Genomic DNA, 20,112 nt, shown 5'->3' with positions numbered 1-20,112 from the left:
GCCTCCGATGGGCAAAGATCACGATCTGTGATTGTGAAGCGGTGCACTAGGGCGTTTACGCGAGTCTCTCGTGGGCGCACGGTGACAGCCAGGCGATGTCCCGCCAACACACGAATCATTTCTGGAGCCCCCGAGTGAGCAAGCGCACCTTCCAGCCGAACAACCGTCGTCGCGCGAAGACCCACGGCTTCCGGCTGCGTATGCGGACCCGTGCCGGCCGCGCAATTCTGGCGACCCGCCGTGGCAAGGGTCGCGCCAACCTGTCCGCCTGATCGCGTACTGGTCGTCATGACGTGCTGCCTACCGAGAATCGGCTGAGGCGGCGCGAGGACTTCGCGACCGCAGTACGACGAGGACGCCGGGCCGGCCGCCCGCTACTCGTCGTCCATCTACGCAGCGGTGAAACGGACCCGCACGTGACTGGGGAGACTGCTCCCCCGCCGCGTGCGGGTTTCGTTGTCAGCAAAGCAGTGGGTGGCGCGGTCGTCCGCACAGCGGTGAAGCGAAGGCTTCGCCATCTGGTCCGAGAACGACTGGCCCTGCTGCCCCCCGGTAGCCTGGTTGTCGTACGCGCGTTGCCCGGTGCGGGTGACGCCGACCATGAACAGCTGGCCCGAGACCTGGACGCCGCCCTTCAGCGGCTACTGGGAGGGGGCGCGCGATGAAGTACCCGCTGCTGGCTCTCATCAAGCTGTACCAGTGGACTATCAGCCCACTCCTCGGGCCTGTCTGCCGTTACTACCCGTCGTGTTCCCACTATGGATATACGGCGATCGACCGGCACGGAGCGATCAAGGGAACGGCGCTGACAGCCTGGCGCATCCTGCGATGCAATCCGTGGTCACCCGGCGGCGTGGATTACGTACCACCACGCAAACGTCCGCGTTGGCACGAACTGCTGCGAGATCTTTTCCGCGGCGGTAAGGGCGGGGACTCCGCCGCTGATGTGCCTCCCGGGGGATCGGCCACCGATCTTCCGAGCTCGGCCGCAGAGACTTCGCCCAAAGCTCAAGGAGCCTGATTAGTGGACACGATTGCCAGTCTGTTCAGCTTCATCACATGGCCTGTTTCCTGGGTCATCGTCCAGTTCCACAAGTTGTACGGGGCGATCTTCGGCCCCGACACGGGATGGGCCTGGGGTCTGTCCATCGTGTCCCTCGTGGTGCTGATCCGTATCTGTCTCGTTCCGCTGTTCGTCAAGCAGATCAAGTCGACGCGGAACATGCAGGTGCTCCAGCCGAAGATGAAGGCGATCCAGGAGCGCTACAAGAGCGACAAGCAGCGTCAGTCCGAAGAGATGATGAAGCTGTACAAGGAGACGGGTACCAACCCGTTGTCCTCGTGCCTTCCCATCCTGGCGCAGTCGCCGTTCTTCTTCGCTCTGTACCACGTGCTCTCGGCCATCGCGTCGAACAAGAAGATCGGTGTCATCGACCAGTCGCTGCTGGACAGCGCGCGTCAGGCACATATCTTCGGTGCTCCGCTGGCCGCCAAGTTCATGGACAGCGCGGACAAGGTCGAGGCGCTCGGCGCCTCGCTGGTGGATGTCCGGGTCGTCACCGCGGTCATGATCGTGATGATGTCGGCCTCGCAGTTCTTCACGCAGCGCCAGCTGATGACGAAGAACGTGGACCTGACGGTCAAGACGCCGTACATGCAGCAGCAGAAGATGCTGATGTACATCTTCCCGCTGATCTTCGCCGTCATGGGTATCAACTTCCCCGTCGGTGTCCTCGTCTACTGGCTGACCACCAACGTCTGGACCATGGGTCAGCAGATGTACGTGATCAACCAGAACCCGACGCCGGGCAGCAAGGCGCAGGACCAGTACCTGGGACGTCTGCTGAAGAGCGTCACCACCCACGGTGAGGTGCGCGGCAGGACCAAGCGCAATACGGTCAAGCGGATCGTGTCCAAGGGCCCGGACCGCAATGACATCGAGCGGAAGTTCATCACGGGACTGGCCAAGCTCGGCCTCGCCGCCCAGGAGGACGGCACGGTGGAGAAGAGCGACACCGCTGTGGCCGACGCCGAGGGCGGAGCCGCGCAGCGGCGTCAGCAGCCCAAGCGCCAGACCAAGGCGAAGCGTCATACCGGTGCGGGTCAGCAGGGCGGGGCCAAGGACACCGACTCCAGTGAGTCGGAGCCCACGACCTCCCTGCAGAAGAAAGCGCCGCAGGACGACAAGCCCAAGCCGGCGGGCAAGCCCGCGTCCGGCGCCTCACGCCAAGCCAAGTCCGGACAGCGCAAGGGTCCGCAGCGGCCCAAGCACCCGTCCAAGAAGTAAGAAGGAGTCCATCCGTGACGGAAGGCACCATCTCCACGGCCGCTGAGGGAAGCGATACCTTGACCCGCCTTGAGCAGGAAGGGGAGATCGCAGCGGACTACCTTGAGGGCCTGCTCGACATCGCCGATCTCGACGGCGACATCGACATGGACGTCGAGGCTGACCGGGCCGCGGTCTCGATCATCAGCGAGTCGGCACGTGAACTGCAGAAGCTCGTGGGCCGCGACGGTGAGGTGCTGGAGGCGCTCCAGGAGCTGACGCGGCTGGCCGTGCACCGGGAGACCGGTGACCGAAGCCGTCTGATGCTCGACATCGCGGGTTTCCGGGCGCAGAAGCGCACGGAGCTTGCCGAGCTGGGCGCCAAGGCCGCGGACGAGGTCAAAAACTCCGGTGAGCCGGTGAAGCTGGATCCGATGACGCCGTTCGAGCGCAAGGTTGTGCACGATGCGGTCGCGGCCGCAGGTCTGCGCAGCGAATCGGAGGGCGAGGAGCCGCAGCGCTTCGTCGTCGTCCTTCCGGCCTGACCGGCCTTTTTCCTGTCGGCCCCGTCTGTTCGCAGGCGGGGCCGATCTTTGTCAGCTTGATAGTCAGCCACCCATGGTGCGGTTAGTGCGGTATGGAAGGACGGTTCCCGTGACGGAGGAAGTAGAGCTTCCCCAGGCGCCCGAAGAGGCCCGGGAGGTATTCGGTGAGTGCTTTCCTGAGGCCGTCCGATACGCGGAACTGCTGGCCGATGCGGGGGTCAAACGAGGGCTGATCGGTCCGCGCGAGGTGCCGCGGTTGTGGGAGAGGCACCTGCTGAACTGTGCGGTGCTCTCCGAGGTCGTACCCGACGGCGTCACGGTCTGCGATGTGGGCTCGGGTGCCGGGCTTCCGGGGATTCCGCTGGCCCTCGTGCGGCCGGATCTGAAGATCACCCTGCTTGAGCCGTTGCTGCGGCGGACGAATTTCCTCCAGGAGGTCGTCGAGCTTCTGGGGCTGGACCATGTGACGGTCGTCCGTGGTAGGGCCGAGGAGGTCCTGGGGACGCTTCAGCCGGTCCATGTGGTGACGGCTCGGGCGGTGGCCCCGCTGGACCGTCTGGCGGGCTGGGGAGTGCCACTGCTCCGTCCGTACGGCGAGATGCTGGCCCTCAAGGGCGATACCGCCGAGGGTGAGATCAACGGCGCGCGGGCGGCGCTGAGCAAGCTCGGTGTGCTGGAGACCGAGGTGCTGCATGTGGGCGAGGGCATTGTCGATCCGATGTCCACCGTGGTGCGTGTGGTGGTGGGCGAGAGCCCGGGTGGTGTGAGGTTCGCCGCAAAGCGGGCCAAGGCCGCGCGGGTCAGCCGGACCCGCCGTCGCCGCTGAATCGGCCGATCACGCTGCGCGCATGACCGTTACACACCGTTTGGTGCGTGTATCGACGATGCTTCGCGTGGGGAGCCGTACGTACCCCGCGCGGAGTGTCGTGCCCCTGTAGCTACGCTGCAGGGGCATCGTGTTTCACGTGAAACGTCGCTCTCTGCTGCATGGAATTATCAGCCGCGGTCGTGCGGCTGCCGCGCCTCGCCATCGCAGGCCCGTTAGGGCTACGGAGTTGTCCACAGAAGTGGATTCATCCACAGAAGAGCGGGCCTCGCTGGTTCGCGACCCCGAAAGCATGGCAGGCTCTGCTCATTGCGAGCCTGAAGTCGAGGAGAGTGAATCCTTGCGGTCCGACGCCAACATCGCGGGACCGATGACCGATCCGGTCCCCGGTCCCCGATCCGAATCGGCGGTGGACGGTGTTTCACGTGAAACACCGCCACCGATGGACGACACACCCATCGGTCGCGCGGCCCAGCTGGCGGTAGAGGCCCTCGGCCGCGCCGGCGAGGGGCTGCCGCGACCTGACCAGACACGCGTCATGGTGGTGGCCAATCAGAAGGGCGGGGTGGGTAAGACCACCTCGACGGTCAACCTTGCCGCGTCACTTGCCCTTCACGGTGCCCGTGTTCTGGTGGTCGACCTGGACCCGCAGGGGAACGCCTCTACGGCGCTGGGGATCGACCACCATGCCGAGGTCCCCTCGATCTACGACGTTCTGGTGGAGAGCAAGCCGCTCTCCGACGTGGTTCAGCCCGTCCCGGACGTCGAAGGTCTCTTCTGCGCCCCAGCGACCATCGATCTCGCCGGTGCGGAGATTGAGCTGGTGTCGCTGGTGGCGCGGGAGAGTCGACTCCAGCGGGCCATCCAGGCCTACGAGCAGCCGCTGGATTACATCCTCATCGACTGCCCGCCCTCACTCGGTCTCCTCACGGTCAACGCCCTGGTGGCCGGCGCCGAGGTGCTGATCCCGATTCAGTGCGAGTACTACGCGCTGGAAGGGCTTGGGCAGCTACTGCGTAACGTCGACCTGGTACGGGGGCACCTCAACCCCGACCTCCATGTGTCGACGATCCTGCTCACCATGTACGACGGCCGGACCAGGCTCGCGTCTCAGGTCGCGGAGGAGGTGCGCACTCACTTCGGCAAAGAGGTGCTGCGCACCAGCATTCCGCGCTCTGTGCGGATCTCCGAGGCGCCGAGCTACGGGCAGACCGTACTCACCTATGACCCCGGCTCCAGCGGTTCCCTGTCGTATCTTGAGGCGGCACGTGAGATCGCTCTGCGCGGGGTTGGGTTGCAGTACGAGGCGCAGCAAGCCCACACGGGCAGTCGGAACAGCCAGCAGAACACTTCGGAGGGGATCCAGTGAGTGAGCGTCGTAGAGGGTTGGGGCGAGGGCTCGGTGCCCTGATCCCCGCCGCTCCGCAGGAGAAGCAGGTGCCGTCCGTGGGCGCTGGTGCGTCTTCTTCCGGGACGGTTCCGGTCATGACGGCCGAGCGCGGAGTGGCTGCTGCCAAGGTGACCACGCTCGGTGTGGTGCCGGAGCCGAGTGCGCCTGTTTCGGAGCCGGGCGGGCCGAGCGAGGTGGCGGGTGCTTACTTCGCGGAGATCCTTCTCGACTCCATCACGCCGAACCCTCGTCAGCCCCGAGAGGTATTCGACGAGGACGCGCTTGCCGAGTTGGTCACCTCCATCAAGGAAGTGGGTCTTCTCCAGCCTGTCGTCGTACGGCAGACCGGACCCGAGCGCTTTGAACTCATCATGGGCGAGCGGCGCTGGAGGGCCTGCCGTGAGGCCGGCCTTGAGCGGATCCCGTCCATCGTCCGGGCGACGGACGACGAAAAGCTGCTCCTCGACGCGCTCCTGGAGAACCTTCACCGGGCTCAGCTCAACCCGTTGGAAGAGGCGGCGGCGTACGACCAGCTGCTCAAGGAATTCAAGTGCACGCATGACCAGCTGGCCGACCGCATCGGGCGGTCCCGGCCGCAGGTGTCCAACACCTTGCGTCTGCTGAGGCTGTCGCCTCCGGTGCAGCGAAGGGTCGCGGCCGGGGTGCTCTCGGCAGGACATGCGCGTGCGCTGCTGTCGGTGGACGACTCCGAGGAGCAGGACAAGCTGGCGCATCGCATCGTGGCCGAAGGGCTTTCGGTGCGTGCGGTCGAGGAGATCGTGACGCTCATGGGCTCCAGGCCCACGAGCGCCTCCAAGGCCAAGGGGCCCCGGGCGGGCGGTCGGCTGTCGCCGGCACTGTCCGATCTGGCTTCCAGGCTCTCGGACCGCTTCGAGACCCGAGTGAAGGTCGATCTCGGACAGAAGAAGGGAAAGATCGTCGTCGAGTTCGCCTCGATGGAGGATCTGGACCGCATTCTCGGCAGTCTCGCGCCCGGTGAGGGCCGTGTGCTGGACCGCAGCCCGTCGGATGAGCCGGCAGAGGATGACGGGAGCTGACGTCGTGAGTGACGCTGGGCGGGCTGTGTTCCGGAAGGACGGAACACAGCCCGCCCTTTGCTTTCTCTCGGTGTCAGCTTGATCCCGTGGTGGATACGATGCGTTCTGGTAGGCCACATCCAGTTGATCCACCTCCGCGAACGGAGTGCACCGCCCGTCGCACGCGATGCGGCGGTCGAGGGAAGTGAGGAACAGCCTTCATGGGGCGTCGGCTCGCACCGCTCACGCTGGACAATCTTGCCGATCTTCCCGAACGCTGCCGCTCATGTGTGTTCTGGGAACTTGATCCGGTGCGTGGGGCAGCTGCGGTCAAGGCCGGCAGGCCCAGGGCGGAGAAGGAGGCCTGGATCTCCGGTGTCCTGCTGGAGTGGGGATCCTGCGGCCGCGTTGTCTATGTGGATGATGTTCCGGTCGGCTTCGTTCTCTATGCACCGCCGGCCTACGTTCCCCGGGCTGCGTCGTTTCCGACCAGCCCCGTCTCCCCCGATGCTGTCCAGCTGATGACTGCCTTGATCCTTCCGGGATATCAGGGGCAGGGTCTCGGCCGGGTCATGGTGCAGACCGTCGCCAAGGATCTGCTCAGTCGCGGATTCAAGGCCATCGAGGCGTTCGGGGACGCCCGCTGGAAGGAGCCGGCCTGTGTGCTGCCCGCAGATCATCTGCTGGCAGTGGGCTTCAAGACGGTACGAACACATGCGTCTCACCCGCGGCTGAGGCTGGAGCTGCGTACGACGCTTTCGTGGAAGGAAGATGTCGAGCTGGCCCTGGACCGGCTGCTGGGTGCAGTCCAGAAGGATCCAGTGCTGCGACCGCTGTGATCTGTTGGTGCCGTGAAACGTGAAACGGGCCCACCCCTCAAGAGGTGGGCCCGTTTCACGTGAAACATCGAACGGCGGTTCTGCCTTACTCGGTGATGAAGGCATCCAGGTCGCGGAGGATCGCGGCCTTCGGCTTGGCGCCCACGATGGTCTTGGCGACCTCGCCGCCCTGGTAGACGTTCAGCGTCGGGATGGACATGACGCCGTACTTGGCAGCGGTGGCCGGGTTCTCGTCGATGTTGAGCTTGACGATCTCGATCCGGTCGCCGTGCTCAGCCGCGATGGCCTCCAGAGAGGGGGCGATCTGGCGGCACGGACCGCACCAGGCGGCCCAGAAGTCCACCAGTACGGGCTTGTCACTCTTCAGGACGACCTCGTCGAACGAGTCGTCAGTCACGTTCTTCAGCGCGCCGGCCACGGCGGCCTCCTTAACTTCGCGGGGGTGTGGGGTGAGGCTTGGATCAGACGGTTGCTGCGGCGGCCTTCTCTTCGTCGGCGAGCGCGGCAAGGAAGCGCTCGGCGTCGAGTGCGGCCGAGCAGCCGGTGCCGGCAGCGGTGATGGCCTGCCGGTAGGTGTGGTCGACGACGTCGCCGGCGCCGAAGACACCAGTGACGTTGGTGCGCGTCGAGGGCGCTTCGACCTTGAGGTAGCCCTCGTCGTCCAGGTCGAGCTGTCCCTTGAAGAGCTCGGTGCGCGGGTCGTGGCCGACTGCGATGAACAGTCCGGTCACGGGGAGCTCGTAGGTCTCACCGGTCTTGGTGTTGCGCAGGGTCAGACTGGAGAGCTTCTGCTCGCCGTGGACCCCGGCGACCTCGCTGTCCCAGGCGAACTTGATCTTCGGGTCCGCGAAGGCGCGGTCCTGCATGGCCTTGGAGGCACGCAGCGAATCGCGGCGGTGGACGATGGTGACCGACTTGGCGAAGCGGGAGAGGAACGTCGCCTCCTCCATCGCGGTGTCACCGCCGCCGACCACGGCAATGTCCTGGTCCTTGAAGAAGAACCCGTCACAGGTCGCGCACCAGGAGACGCCGCGTCCGGAGAGGGCGTCCTCGTTGGGCAGGCCGAGCTTGCGGTGCTGCGAGCCGGTGGTGACGATGACGGCCTTGGCGCGGTGCACCGTGCCCGCCGTGTCGGTGACGGTCTTGATGTCACCGGTGAGGTCGACGGAGACCACATCGTCCGGGACGAGCTCGGCACCGAACCGCTCGGACTGGGCGCGCATGTTGTCCATGAGCTCCGGGCCCATGATTCCGTCCTGGAAACCGGGGAAGTTCTCCACGTCGGTTGTGTTCATCAGCGCGCCACCGGCGGTGACGGCACCCTCGAAGACCAGCGGCTTCAGAGAGGCGCGCGCGGTGTAGAGGGCGGCTGTGTAGCCCGCGGGGCCGGAGCCGATGATGATCACATTACGCACGTCGCTCACGGGTTTCTTCCTCGTCTCTGCAGACTGCCTACTGTCCACGCCTACTGGGGTCGGTTCAACGACTCTCACCCCACCCAACGGATCCTACGGGGGATGCATTCCCGACGTGCCGGAGCGGCCTCCGGCACGATGCTCAGGGGCGGACGTAGGCGTGCGTCAGCAGGAGCTTCCCCTTGGCCGCAGGGTCCGCACCGACGCATGCCGCATCGATGACGTAGGCCTCGACGCGGGTCGTATCGGTGGGGTGAGGAAGGACAACGAGGAAGGCGTCCGCGCCTTCGTAGGTGCCCTTCTCGATGGCAAGGGCGGTGGCGTCCCGCCCTATGCCCTGCTCGATACAGGAAGGGACGGTCACGACGGGGGCACGAAGCGGCGTCTGCGGTGATGCGGAGCCGGGCGGCGCGGTCTTCGGTGAGGACTTCGTATCGACGGACGGGGCCTCGTTCGCGCCGGCCGACTCCTTTGGGCTCGACGGGTCCGTGCGGGAGCTCAGGAGAGTGTGGACACGCTCTTCGAGCGTGGACTGCGAGAAGGTTTGCGAGCTTGCCTTCGAGGCGTCGGCCCCGCGGTCTGCGGCACTGAGGTCGGTGGAGTTCTGGGACGAGGAGATGTTCTGCAGCAGGAAGACGCTCACGCCGACCGCGGCGGCCCCCAGCGCGGTGCCGAGTACCGCCGTGCGGCGGCGGCGCCGTCGCACCGACCGGCGGCCGGGACCGGTGGCGGCACGTGAATGTCCGGCGGGGCGGTCCGCGAGGTCCTGCACCGTCGCGGCGTGCTCTGTTTCACGTGAAACATCTGCCTCCGCGTCGGATGCGGCGGAAGCGGCACGGGCTTCGTCAGCCAGCGCGGCGTCGATGCGGTCCGCTATATCGACGGGCATGGGCTGTGGAGCAGGCATGGAGCCCAGCAGATCGCGAATCTCCTCCAGTGAAGCCTGGACGTCGGAGCAGAGCTCGCAGCCGTCCACGTGCCGGCGGACATCCGCAGTGCGCGACGGTGAGAGCACGCCTTCGGCGAGGTCGGAGATCTCCGAGACGTCCGGGTGCTGGGTCGTGTCAGTCGTCGATGTCATGTGCGCCCACCTCCGCCCTTCACTCCAGCTGGATCGCTCGTTCCCGCGTCTCTTGGCCCCGCTGCCGGTGGGACGGATGTTCTCGCCGTCCGGTTCCTTTCCGCGCTCCGGTCGTCGCTGTCCCCGTTCCCGGTGCGGAGGTGTGTGAGCAAGGGGGCCAGCCGGGCGCGTCCCCGGGCGCAGCGGCTCTTCACGGTGCCGACCGGCACGTCGAGGATGCGACCGGCCTCTGCCACCGGGTACCCCTGCATATCGACGAGGACGAGTGCCGCGCGCTGCTCGGCGGGGAGGGTGGCGAGGGCCGCGAACAGTTCGCGGTGCAGGTCCTGCCGTACGGCCGGCGCCTCGGCGGACTCGTGCGGCTCCAGGAGCTGGTCGAGCCGCTCCGGGTCGTTGACGGGCGAAGTCTTCCGCGAGGACGCCTTGCGGACCCGGTCGAGACAGGCGTTGACGGTGATGCGGTGCAGCCAGGTGGTGACGGCGGACTGGCCCCGGAAGGTATGGGCGGCGCGGAAGGCGGAGACCAGGGCGTCCTGCACGGCGTCGGCCGCCTCCTCGCGGTCTCCCAGCGTTCGCAGGGCCACGGCCCACAGCCGGTCGCGATGACGCCTGACGAGCTCGCCGAAGGCATCGGGTTCGCCGGCTACATGGCGAGCGAGGAGGTCTGAGTCGCTTGGCGCATGGCCGTCGCTTCCGCAGTGTTTGCGGTTCCCCTCCTCAGCTGTCGCCATCTCCGTATTGAAACCGATCCATGTCAAAAAGTAAATGATGAGGATTGCGTGGATGTGTATGGTGAAATTTGGCTTCGGGTGGGCGTTGAGATTGCCGCTCGGTTGTCATGTGTTGATGATGAAGAAGTCGTATATAGGCACGTCCAGTTGGACGTTGGGAGCCATTGAGCTGCGGTGCAGTGTGAAATGCCATGCAGCCTGGGCGCGTATCACGCTTTCCGAAAATGCGTGGGGCAAGGTGCTGATCGTGCGGAATTCAGATGGTAAGGCATACAGCTGCACCAATCTCTCCCTCCGCTCGTCCCTTGGTAGCTACACGTGTTACACGGCGATGGTCTATGACAAGGATCCACTTTCGTCACACGCGGAAGGCTGGTCCCAGTACGACAACGTGAGTCTGCACTCCAGAACGCCTTCGTACTGACCTGTCTGATGAATTATCGAGAACTCTCCGTACCTTCGTAGGGCCAAGCAGGGGCTCCAGAGAACAGCTCTGGAGCCCCTGCTTTTCTGTGCCGTGGTGGGTCTCTCTGCTTGAGATGCCGAATTGCGCTCTCAGCTGGTGACCTTGATGTCTGCGATCTTGCCCCGGAAATTACCCTCGCTGCTGGGTGGCAGCTTGGTGAGCCAGACCAGAAGGTACCGTGCCTGAACAGGTTTGCCAGGCTTGAGTGCGACCTTCGTTCCAGAACCCCGGGCAACCTCGTTGAAGCCGGTGGGCAGACTCGGAACCTCGGGAGTGGCGGCGGCCCGCAACTCGACCGATGTGGCGCCGCCCAAGAAGGTCACGTCCACCGCGCCGACCTGCTGCACCTTGCCCAAGTCGAGCACGACCCCGACGCCCTCCTTCAGATTGCCGAAGTTGGCGCTGAAGTAGCCGTCGGTGTTCCAGTAGGTTGTCGGGTCCCCGTCGTAGACATGATCTATGGTCTGGGGCTTCTCGGACCCGTCGCCGAGGGGGTCGTAGTCCCGAGCGCCGACGATGGAGACCGCCTTGCTCTCCACGACCGGCTTGTGGTCGCCGTTCTCCGGGTTGGTCTGCGTCGTGCCCGGGTCGTCAGAGCCCTTGTCCCGGCCCAGAAGGGTCTCGGCGAGCTGCCAGCTGCCGAGGCCCAGTGCGGCGATGAGCAGCGCGGATACGGCCCACTTGAGCGCCTTGCCCGTGCGGCTCTGGAGCGGGGCGGGCGGTATGGCGTGCGCGGACTGGGTGGGCGCGATGCCGGGCCCGGCCGGGCGGCCGTAGGTGCCCTGCTGGTACGTGGTCCGCTGGTACTCGGGCGGTGCGGTGAACGTGGGCTCGGGCGGGCGGATGCGTGGCATCGCCGCGACGGCCCTCGCGAGCTCGTCCGGGGTGGTGCACGGTTGCTCCTGGCGGGAGGCCGTGGCTCCGTCGTTGGCGAGCGCCCGCATGGCGATCTCGGAGAGACCGCGGTGGACCCCGGCGCGCACCTGGTCGGGTGCGATCAGGCCGACACCCTTGGGGAGCCCGGTGAGGCCGTAGGCGTCGCTCTCGTACGGCCAGCGCTGGGTGAGCGCGGCGTAGAGCAGGGCGCCGATGGCTTCGGTGTCGGCGCGCTGGGGGCTTTCGGAGGTGATGCCCCGCAGCGCGGCGTTCACCGCGAGGCCGCGGATCCGGTACTGACCGGAAGAGCTGCGCAGCACCGCTCCGGGAGTGAGCCTCAGATGGGCCAGCCCCTCGCGGTGTGCGGCGGCCATGGCCTGGGAGATCTGGCTGACGAGCTGGTACGCGTCATGCGCGTCCATCGGGCCCGCGCCCAGCAGGGCGGTGAGCTCGGTGGCGTCCGGAAGCCACTCGTGGACGACGTAGACGAGGTCGTTCTCCTCCACGGCGTCGAGGACCTGCACGAAGCGGGGGTCGCCGAGCAGTGCGGAGGAACGGGCCGCGGCCAGCACGGAGCGGGCCCGCGGGTGGTCGGCGGGAAGGAGATGGACGCCCACCGCGCGGCGCAGTTTCTCGTCGACAGCGCGCCAACTGCTGAACCCGTCCAGACGGGTGACGCACTCCTCCAGCCGGTAGCGCCCGGCCAGTTTGTGACCGCTGTGCAGGTCGGGGGTCGACGCGGCGCCATCGGAGCCTGTCGGCTCCTCCACCGCTTCCTGGGGGCCTGCGTCCGTTGAATCCTGGGCTTCTGCCGTGCCGTCGGTCGTGGCCTCGTCCGCCTTGGCGGACAGCGGCTCGTCACCGCTGTTGTCGGCCACGTCAACGGCAGCCGTGCTACGTTCCGCCACCGTCGTTCCTGCCTCCCCATCCGTTGCGCGATGCCAGCCAGCTCTGCACAGTCACGTCAATTGTGCCCATACTCCGGCACCATGCACGACACGCGGGGACCGGCGATGGTTGTGCGGGCCGGTGACACTCAGCGGCCGAGCCGTCCCCGGATCATGCCGACCATGCCGTTGATCTCTTCGATCCGCATCCGCTTCGCCGCGACGACGAAGACTCCCAGCAGCACGATCCCACCGCAGATCAGCGCGACGAGCGAGCCCGAGGCGCCGTCGCCGAGCGCGTGGAGAAGAGCGAACCCCACGCCACCGCCGATCACTGCCCCGGGGATCGCGGCGAGGCACAGCCGGGCGTAGGTGCGCAGGACGTGGGCGCCGTCCAGATCGCCGCCCAGACGGTTGCGCAGCCGGCGCCACGCGATACCGACGCCGACGGCGTAGGCGAGGCCGTACGAGCCCGCCATGCCGACCACGGCCCACTGGGCGGGCAGAACGAGGTAGCAGACGGCCGAGGCGGCTGCGTTGACCAGGGCGACGATGACGGTGTTGTAGAAGGGTGTGCGGGTGTCCTCGTAGGCGTAGAACCCGCGCAGCACCACGTACTGCACCGAGTAGGGGATCAGCCCGAGACCGAAGGCCATCAGGATGAATCCCATGGAGCGGGCCGCCTCGGGGCCGCTGGAGGCGTAGAGCAGGGTGCACAGCGGGACACCCAGGGCGAGGAACGTGAACGCGACCGGCACGATGGCCACGGCGGAGTTGCGCAGGCCCTGCGAGATGTCGTCGCGGACCGCGCCCGGGTCGTTGTCGTGTGCGGCGCGGGAGATACGGGGCAGCAGGGCGGCCATGACCGAGACGGTGATGATCGCCTGCGGCATGCCCCAGATCAGCTGGGCGTTGGAATAGGCCAGGATTCCCGCCCCGTTCCTGCCCGACTCCTTGCCGGCCGCGGTCGCGAGCTGGGTGACGATGAGGACACCGGCCTGGTTGGCGAAGACGAACAGGACTGTCCACTTGGCCAGCTTGATCGTCTTGCCGAGCCCGTGGCCCTTCCAGTCGAAGCGCGGGCGGAACCTGAATCCGGCTTCGCGCAGGTACGGGATCATGGCCAGGGACTGGACGATCAGGCCGAGCAGAGTGCCGATGCCCAGCAGCCGGACGCCTTCCGGCGGGATCGTCTGGACGCCCATGTGGGATTCGTGCGAGGTGCCGTAGACCCAGATGAACATGCCGAAAGTGAAGATCATCACGATGTTGTTGAGGACCGGGGTCCACATCATCGCGCCGAACTTTCCGCGGGCGTTGAGGATCTGGCCCATCACGACGTGCACACCCATGAAGAAGATGGTGGGCAGGCAGTACCGGGCGAAGGTCGTGGCCACGTTGTTGGCGGCGGGGTCGTTCGCGATCGGCAGCGACATCAGCCGGATGAGCCAGGGCGCGGCGAAGACGGCGAGGGCGACGATCAGGCCGAGCGCGACCATCACGAGGGTGAGCAGCCGGTTCGCGTAGGCCTCGCCACCGTCCTCGTCGTCCTTCATGGAGCGGACGAGCTGGGGGACGAACACCGAGTTGAGGCCGCCGCCCACGGTGAGGATGTAGATCATCGTCGGCAGTGTGTACGCGATGGTGAAGCTGTCGCCGAGCATGGCCGCGCCGAGCGCCGCGGTGATCACCAGACTGCGTACGAAACCGGTGAGCCGTGAGACGAGGGTGCCGGCCGCCATGACCGCGCTGGACTTCAGCAGGCCGGAGGCCCGGCCGCCGCCGCCGGACTTCGGCGGTACGGGTGCGGGAGCCGGCTCGGGGCGGGCGGGGCCGGGTGAGCTCGCCGGGCCCTCCTGGTCCCTGAAGAGGTGGGCGAACGCATCGGGTTCGTCGCGGCCCGTCGATGCCTGGGTGACGAGATCGTCCACGCCGACGAACTGGGTGGTCGCGGCGTCGTCGCCGTACGGCAGATGCCGGGACGGACCGTCGGGCTCGGGCGGCGGGGTCTGTGCCCAGATCCGGGGGTCGGGGGCGTACGCGGCCGCGGGCGGCTGCTGGTAGAGCGGCTGGGGCTGCTGATAGGTGCCAGGAGGCGGCGGCGGGTGCGAGGCGCGGTCATACAGCGCCTCGCCCACCGGATCCTGCGCCGAGAGGTCCTGGGCCCGGTAGGGGTCGTAGTCGTACGCAGCCTGCAGATACGGATCGGGTGCCGGTGGCACCTGTTCCGGTCCGGGAGGCACCGGAGGACCGCCGGAAGACCCAGCTCCGCCCGTACCCTGACCGCGATCACCGTCGTACGGCGCGTTCATCGAAACCCCACCTCATCGTCCCCGGCCGACCGGCCACGACAGACATCGCTCAACGGTCCACTTTCTCACCCGTGCCCGACGGCTCCGCGCTTTCGGGACCGGTGTCCGGCCTCGGGTCACTCGGCTGCTCGGGTTCACTGCCGTCGTCGCCCGCCGCGCCGCCCGCGTTGGCGCGCTTGCGATGTGCATACATCCTGATGCCGGCGAGGACCAGCAGCAGCAACCCGCCGGCGATCACGAGAAGCACGGTCGGTGTCAGCTCCGACACCTTCACGGTGAAGTTCATCTCCGCGCCGTACGGTGTGCCGTCCTCGGTGTACAGCTGTGCGGTCATCTGGACCTGGCCGTTGATGTTGGCCGCGGCGTCGAACTTCACGGACTGGCTGTGACCGCCGGCGATCTGGATCGGCTGCTCAGCCACGGCACCGTCGTTGTTCAGCTTGAGGCGCGTCGCGTTCTCCGACTTCAGGCGCAGTACCAGATGGTCGACGTCCTGCAGCAGTCTGTTCTGCACCGTCACCGGGATCGTGGCGCTGCGGCCGGACAGGGTGACGTCCGACTTCGAGATGAGCTGGACCTCATTGACGAGGCTCTGCAGATAGGTGCGCACCGAGTCCCGGTACTGCTGGGCCTCCAGGGGCCTGCCCCGCCACGACGTCGACATGGAGCGGTTGACCGCGTTGCCGAAGGGGGCCACCACCCGCTCGGGCTGGGTCAGGATGACCTGGAAGTTGTTGAGGGAGGCCTGGGTGGACTTGATGTCCTGGAAGGCCTGGGTGGGCAGCTCCTGGCTGCGCAGCTTCTTCGGGTACCGGGATGTGGGGGGGACCTGCGTGGTCGCCTTCGCGTCGGGCTTCGCCTCCGCCGCCTGGACCAGCCCCTGGGACTGCGTCCAGCGGCCGTCGTCGAGGGTGCGCAGGGCGCGGGCCATCGACTGGGCCTGGGCGACCGTCGGCATCCGCTGGGGTGCGACGACGACGCTTCGGTCCGTGTCCGTGTCCTGCTCGGCCAGGGAGAGCGTGAGGGCGAGGAACTTCTGCACGGCGAGCGTGGAGTCCCCGGCCTTCGTCATGTCGCCCTGGAACGCCGTGGAGAGCCGTGCGTCGGAGACCACGGCGGTCGTGCCGCCGCCGATCGGCCGGGCGGCGGTGGGCGTGTAGACCAGGCCGCCGGTCTCCTGAAGACTGTCGCTGCGGGCGATCACGTTGTGGGCACCGGCCGAGGTGGCGACGTCCACGATGGACGGGTCGACGGCACCGTCGACCGGCCATGCGAAGTCCGTCGACGGCTTCAGGTGGAGGATCGTCTGCACTGTCGGCGTGGCCACCTCGCTGGCGTTCTGGAGGTGGCTGAGGGTGCCCGACACGTTCTTGGCGCGGTGCGCGATCGACGCCAGATCGGGATCCCCGAAGGGCAGCGCGATGACCTTGCCCTCGGACACAGCGGCTTCCAGTGAGGTGAGCCACTGCTTGGCCACGTTCTGATTCGTGCCGGCGATCGTGGTGTCACCGGACTTGACCCGGTAGTTCCGTGTCATCGCGTCGACGCTGGCCAGCAGATCCGGGTCGATGACCCAGGTCACGGGCAGCTGTCGGCCCAGCGACACCAGCTGTTCCAGGCGACCGCCGGGCGCGATTTCGGCGGCCAGGTCGTCGTCGGCGAACACCGGGGTCTGCTGGGAGTCGGAGCCGGTCTCCGCGGTGAGGTGAGCCGCCGCGATCAGGGGCCAGGCGTAGCTGATCCGGGGCTTGGAGCCACGGTCCTCGCTCTGCCAGGGGAGGAAGGTCCGCTTGACCCCGAGCACCTGGTCGTACTGGGCGTGGGGCGTTCGGCCCGACAGGGTGACGCCGAGCTGGTAGACACCGTCGTCACCCAGTCCCAGCTTGCTGACCGGCACGGACAGGGTGAAGTCCTTGCTGATCCCGGAGGGAAGTCTGTCGATCTTGACCGTGTACTTGCCGCCGACCGGAGGCGGATCGGCGTCGGGCAGGTATCCCGTGCGCTGGTCGGCCGCGTCGATCGAGGTCCTGCTGAAGAGCCGGGGCCCCACGCGCAGATCGACCTGAGCCGCGGTGACGGTCTCCTTGCTCTTGTTGGTCAGAGTGCCGGAGACGGTGAGGGTGTCCCCTTTCACCGGGGCGCTCGGAGTCACCGTGTCCAGGGATACCGCGACAGTGCCGGAGCCCGTCGGGGCCTTGTCCGTCACGCCGGCCTGTGCCACCGGGGCGGTCGCCCCGGCCAGCAGGGCAGCGATGAGCGGAGCCCCGGCGAGCACGGCGGCTGTGCGCCGCAGCCACCGGCGGGCAGGAGAGACGTTCGTCCCCTGGAAGTCTGCCGCCTCGGCCACGCGCCTACCCGTCCCTCGTCGTCATGAGCTGCTGTCGATCGTCGTCCGTTGCTGCGTCCACGCATGGTAACGATGTGCGCGGGGGCTAAGTGCTGGGGAGTACGACACATGATCGGGAGAGTCTCGCAGGGCTGAAGGAAACCGTGACGCCCGGACCGGTCCGGGCACGTACCCTTTTCTGTTGTGCCGAACGCCAATGAAGACAACTCCAGTGCCCTGACCCAGGTGCAGCACCGCGCAGTCAGTGAACTGCTCCGGGTGTCCCCGGTCGCCGACGATCTCGCCCGCCGATTCAAGGATGCCGGATTCAGTCTCGCCCTGGTCGGCGGCTCGGTCCGGGACGCACTTCTCGGCAGGCTCGGGAACGACCTGGACTTCACGACCGATGCCCGTCCCGAGGACGTCCTGAAGATCGTCCGGCCATGGGCGGACTCGGTGTGGGAGGTCGGGATCGCCTTTGGCACGGTGGGCGCCCAGAAGGACGGCTACCAGATCGAAGTCACCACATACCGGTCCGAGGCGTACGACCGAACCTCGCGCAAGCCGGAAGTTTCCTACGGTGACTCCATCGAGGAGGACCTCGTCCGCCGCGATTTCACGGTCAACGCGATGGCCGTCGCGCTGCCTCAGAAGGACTTCATCGACCCGCACGGCGGCACTGAGGACCTGGCGGAGCGCGTCTTGCGCACCCCTGGAACGGCCGAGGAATCCTTCTCGGACGATCCCCTGCGGATGCTGCGCGCCGCGCGCTTCGCCGCTCAGCTGGACTTCGAAGTGGCCCCCGATGTCGTCGCGGCGATGACGGAAATGGCCGGCCGGATCGAAATCGTCTCCGCCGAGCGGGTCCGTGAGGAGCTCAACAAGCTCCTGCTCTCCTCGCACCCCAGGAAGGGATTGGCGCTCCTTGTCGACACCGGACTGGCACAGGAGGTCCTCCCCGAGCTTCCCGCGCTCCGGCTCGAAAGTGATGAGCATCACCGTCACAAGGATGTGTACGAGCACTCTCTGACTGTTCTGGAGCAGGCGATCGACCTGGAGGAGGAAGGCCCGGACCTTGTTCTGCGTCTTGCCGCCCTCCTCCATGACATCGGCAAGCCGAGGACCCGGCGCTTCGAGAAGGACGGCCGGGTCTCGTTCCATCACCACGAGGTGGTGGGCGCCAAGATGGTCAAGAAGCGGATGGCCGAACTCAAGTACTCCAACGACATGATCAAGGACGTCTCGAAGCTGGTGGAGCTGCACTTGCGCTTCCACGGGTACGGCGACGGGGAGTGGACCGACTCGGCGGTCCGCCGCTATGTGCGTGACGCCGGCCCCCTGCTGGAGCGGCTGCACAAGCTCACGCGCTCGGACTGCACCACGCGCAATAAGCGCAAGGCCGCCGCCCTCTCGCGGACCTACGACGCGTTGGAGGAGCGCATCGCTCAGTTGCAGGACAAGGAGGAGCTCGATGCGATTCGGCCGGACCTGGATGGCAACGAGATCATGCAGATCCTGAGCGTCGGACCCGGGCCGGTCATCGGCAAGGCGTACGCGTTCCTGCTGGAACTGCGCCTGGAGAACGGGCCGATGGAGCATGACGAGGCAGTGGCGGAGCTCAAGAAGTGGTGGGAGTCGCAGAGCTGAGTCCCACGAAGACGGTACGGCCGGGAGGGCCGCCGGTCATGTTTCACGTGAAACATGACCGGCGGCGCACACGCCGAGGGCGCTGTTTCACGTGAAACAGCGCCCTCGGCCGGTACTGCTTCCGGCTTCAGTTCCGGGGGATCAGCTCGTCGGCTTGATCGGCGCGAGGCGGAACAGGGCCACGGCCACCAAGGCGTAGAGCGCAGCCACTCCGATCACCACCGCGGCCGACTTCCCGTCAGGAGGCAGCATCAGGGCGGAGACCGCGGCGGCGCCCACGAACGCCACGTTGAACAGCACGTCGTAGAGCGAGAAGACCCGGCCGCGGAAGGCATCGTCCACGGAGGTCTGCACCACCGTGTCCGTCGCGATCTTCGCCCCTTGGGTGACGAGTCCGAGCACGAACGCGGCGACGAGCACCGGCGCGGGGGTGAACCACAGCCCCAGCGCCGGTACGAGGACAGCGGCCGCCGCCGCGCACACCATCATCCAGCGGAACCGGCCGAGCCGTGCCACGGCCCAGGGAGACAACACCGCCGCTGCGAAGAACCCGGCACCGGATACGCCCACCGCCACCCCGAGCAGCGCCAGCCCGTGGGACTCCGTACTGGCCCAGGCGTACCGGCACAGCATCAGGACCGTGACGGTCAGCGCCCCGTAGCAGAAGCGGATCACCGTTATGGCGGCCAGCGCCTGTGCGGCGTGCTTGCGTTCCGCCAGATGCCGCAGCCCGTCACCGAGCCCGCGGGCGGTCGTGGCCAGAGCCTCGCTCAGGCGGAGATGGTCACCGCTCCGCTCCGGACCGAGCAGTCCGGCGGCAAGGCTCAGGGACGCCACCGCCGAGGCGAAGTAGAGCCCCGCCCCCAGCAGCACCACCGCCGCGTCGGAGTCCGACAGCACCAGCCGTACGACGAAGGCGAGGCCGCCGCCTGCCGTCGCGGCGAGGGTTCCCGCGGTCGGGGAGAGGGAGTTGGCCAGCACCAGCCGGTCCTGGTCGACGACACGCGGAAGCGCGGCGGAGAGGCCGGCCAGAACGAAGCGGTTGACCGCGGTGACACTCAGGGCCGAGGCGTAGAAGAGCCAGGCGGGGGCGGAACCGAGGATCAGGAGCGCGGTGCAGCACGCGAGCGCGGCGCGCAGCAGATTGCCGTAGAGGAAGACCTGGCGGCGGGGCCAGCGGTCCAGGAGCACCCCGGCGAACGGGCCGATGAGCGAGTAGGGCAGCAGGAGCACGGCCATCGCGGAGGCGATGGAGCCCGCGGACGTCTGTTTCTCCGGGGAGAAGACCACGTGCGTAGCGAGGGCCACCTGATAGACGCCGTCGGCCGACTGGGACAGCACCCTCACGGCCAGCAGGCGGCGGAAGTTCCGGAGACGCAGGAGAACGCGCAGGTCACGCACGACGGGCATGGGAGCAAGGGTCACATACGTTGAGGGTCCCCGGGCGGATTGCCCGGGGACCCTCAAC

General features: G+C 67.2%; 20 protein-coding genes. 11 read left to right on the top strand and 9 right to left on the bottom strand.

Going from position 1 to position 20,112, the window contains the following annotated elements; all coding sequences use genetic code 11:
- The first annotated feature begins 134 nt into the window (after positions 1-134).
- From rpmH to AB0I52_RS02480, 9 genes are all read left to right on the top strand, one after another.
- Positions 135-272, top strand: a complete 138-nt coding sequence (gene rpmH, locus AB0I52_RS02520; protein ID WP_362953290.1) for a 50S ribosomal protein L34 — start codon at positions 135-137, stop codon at positions 270-272.
- 21 nt (positions 273-293) lie between these two features.
- Positions 294-665, top strand: coding sequence for a ribonuclease P protein component (gene rnpA / locus AB0I52_RS02515; protein ID WP_123460437.1), 372 nt, complete (start codon positions 294-296; stop codon positions 663-665).
- Positions 662-1,021: a membrane protein insertion efficiency factor YidD gene (gene yidD, locus AB0I52_RS02510; protein WP_073733242.1), complete on the top strand. Its 360-nt coding sequence runs from the start codon at positions 662-664 to the stop codon at positions 1,019-1,021. Before rnpA ends, yidD begins: the two co-directional genes overlap by 4 nt.
- Positions 1,022-1,024: 3 nt before the next feature.
- Positions 1,025-2,287: a membrane protein insertase YidC gene (gene yidC / locus AB0I52_RS02505; protein WP_363068149.1), complete on the top strand. Its 1,263-nt coding sequence runs from the start codon at positions 1,025-1,027 to the stop codon at positions 2,285-2,287.
- A 14-nt stretch (positions 2,288-2,301) separates the two neighbouring features.
- Positions 2,302-2,811, top strand: coding sequence for a R3H domain-containing nucleic acid-binding protein (locus AB0I52_RS02500; RefSeq protein WP_145764517.1), 510 nt, complete (start codon positions 2,302-2,304; stop codon positions 2,809-2,811).
- Positions 2,812-2,920: 109 nt separating this feature from the next.
- A complete protein-coding gene (gene rsmG / locus AB0I52_RS02495) occupies positions 2,921-3,637 on the top strand; it encodes a 16S rRNA (guanine(527)-N(7))-methyltransferase RsmG (protein WP_363068147.1) in 717 nt (238 codons plus the stop codon).
- A gap of 292 nt (positions 3,638-3,929) precedes the next feature.
- A complete protein-coding gene (locus AB0I52_RS02490) occupies positions 3,930-5,006 on the top strand; it encodes a ParA family protein (protein ID WP_363023126.1) in 1,077 nt (358 codons plus the stop codon).
- Complete coding sequence (locus AB0I52_RS02485; RefSeq protein ID WP_363068145.1) at positions 5,003-6,085, top strand: ParB/RepB/Spo0J family partition protein; 1,083 nt, start codon at positions 5,003-5,005, stop codon at positions 6,083-6,085. The genes AB0I52_RS02490 and AB0I52_RS02485 overlap by 4 nt, the downstream gene beginning before the upstream one ends.
- 200 nt (positions 6,086-6,285) lie before the next feature.
- The gene (locus AB0I52_RS02480) at positions 6,286-6,903 is read left to right on the top strand and encodes a GNAT family N-acetyltransferase (protein WP_363068143.1); all 618 of its coding nucleotides are present in this window, start codon (positions 6,286-6,288) and stop codon (positions 6,901-6,903) included.
- A gap of 85 nt (positions 6,904-6,988) precedes the next feature.
- Here the strand turns inward: AB0I52_RS02480 and trxA are convergent, their stop codons facing one another.
- The 5 genes from trxA to AB0I52_RS02455 form a co-directional block, all read right to left on the bottom strand.
- Positions 6,989-7,321, bottom strand: a complete 333-nt coding sequence (gene trxA / locus AB0I52_RS02475; protein ID WP_123460444.1) for a thioredoxin — start codon at positions 7,319-7,321, stop codon at positions 6,989-6,991.
- Between the two features lie 43 nt (positions 7,322-7,364).
- Positions 7,365-8,327, bottom strand: a complete 963-nt coding sequence (gene trxB, locus AB0I52_RS02470; protein WP_363068141.1) for a thioredoxin-disulfide reductase — start codon at positions 8,325-8,327, stop codon at positions 7,365-7,367.
- A gap of 133 nt (positions 8,328-8,460) precedes the next feature.
- Positions 8,461-9,399, bottom strand: a complete 939-nt coding sequence (locus tag AB0I52_RS02465; RefSeq protein ID WP_363068139.1) for a hypothetical protein — start codon at positions 9,397-9,399, stop codon at positions 8,461-8,463.
- Positions 9,396-10,130, bottom strand: coding sequence for an RNA polymerase sigma factor SigM (gene sigM, locus AB0I52_RS02460; protein ID WP_363068137.1), 735 nt, complete (start codon positions 10,128-10,130; stop codon positions 9,396-9,398). The genes AB0I52_RS02465 and sigM overlap by 4 nt, the downstream gene beginning before the upstream one ends.
- A 105-nt stretch (positions 10,131-10,235) precedes the next feature.
- Positions 10,236-10,412 carry a hypothetical protein gene (locus tag AB0I52_RS02455; RefSeq protein ID WP_363068319.1) on the bottom strand — a complete coding sequence of 59 codons (177 nt, stop codon included), beginning with the start codon at positions 10,410-10,412 and terminating at the stop codon, positions 10,236-10,238.
- Here AB0I52_RS02455 and AB0I52_RS02450 point away from each other — a divergent pair.
- Entirely contained in the window at positions 10,339-10,554 is a 216-nt protein-coding gene (locus tag AB0I52_RS02450; RefSeq protein ID WP_363068305.1) for a hypothetical protein, read from the top strand. The two genes, AB0I52_RS02455 and AB0I52_RS02450, sit on opposite strands and share 74 nt — an antisense overlap.
- A 131-nt stretch (positions 10,555-10,685) precedes the next feature.
- Here AB0I52_RS02450 and AB0I52_RS02445 read toward each other — a convergent pair whose 3' ends face one another.
- From AB0I52_RS02445 to AB0I52_RS02435, 3 genes are all read right to left on the bottom strand, one after another.
- Entirely contained in the window at positions 10,686-12,380 is a 1,695-nt protein-coding gene (locus tag AB0I52_RS02445) for a serine/threonine protein kinase (RefSeq protein ID WP_363068135.1), read from the bottom strand.
- A 128-nt stretch (positions 12,381-12,508) separates the two neighbouring features.
- Complete coding sequence (murJ, locus tag AB0I52_RS02440) at positions 12,509-14,671, bottom strand: murein biosynthesis integral membrane protein MurJ (RefSeq protein WP_363068133.1); 2,163 nt, start codon at positions 14,669-14,671, stop codon at positions 12,509-12,511.
- A gap of 49 nt (positions 14,672-14,720) precedes the next feature.
- Complete coding sequence (locus AB0I52_RS02435; protein WP_363068131.1) at positions 14,721-17,018, bottom strand: DUF6049 family protein; 2,298 nt, start codon at positions 17,016-17,018, stop codon at positions 14,721-14,723.
- A gap of 183 nt (positions 17,019-17,201) precedes the next feature.
- Here AB0I52_RS02435 and AB0I52_RS02430 point away from each other — a divergent pair, with 183 nt between their 5' ends.
- Positions 17,202-18,644 (top strand): CCA tRNA nucleotidyltransferase, encoded by a 1,443-nt coding sequence (locus AB0I52_RS02430; protein WP_363068129.1) that lies wholly within the window; start codon positions 17,202-17,204, stop codon positions 18,642-18,644.
- Positions 18,645-18,785: 141 nt separating this feature from the next.
- Here the strand turns inward: AB0I52_RS02430 and AB0I52_RS02425 are convergent, their stop codons facing one another.
- On the bottom strand, positions 18,786-20,054 hold the full coding sequence (locus tag AB0I52_RS02425; RefSeq protein WP_363068127.1) for an MFS transporter: 1,269 nt from the start codon (positions 20,052-20,054) through the stop codon (positions 18,786-18,788).
- Positions 20,055-20,112: the final 58 nt, after the last annotated feature.

The sequence above is a fragment of the Streptomyces sp. NPDC050423 genome (assembly GCF_040655445.1).
Lineage (GTDB): Bacteria > Actinomycetota > Actinomycetes > Streptomycetales > Streptomycetaceae > Streptomyces.
The sequence above is the reverse complement of the archived record's forward strand: the minus strand, read 5'-3'. Positions and strand labels throughout refer to the sequence as shown.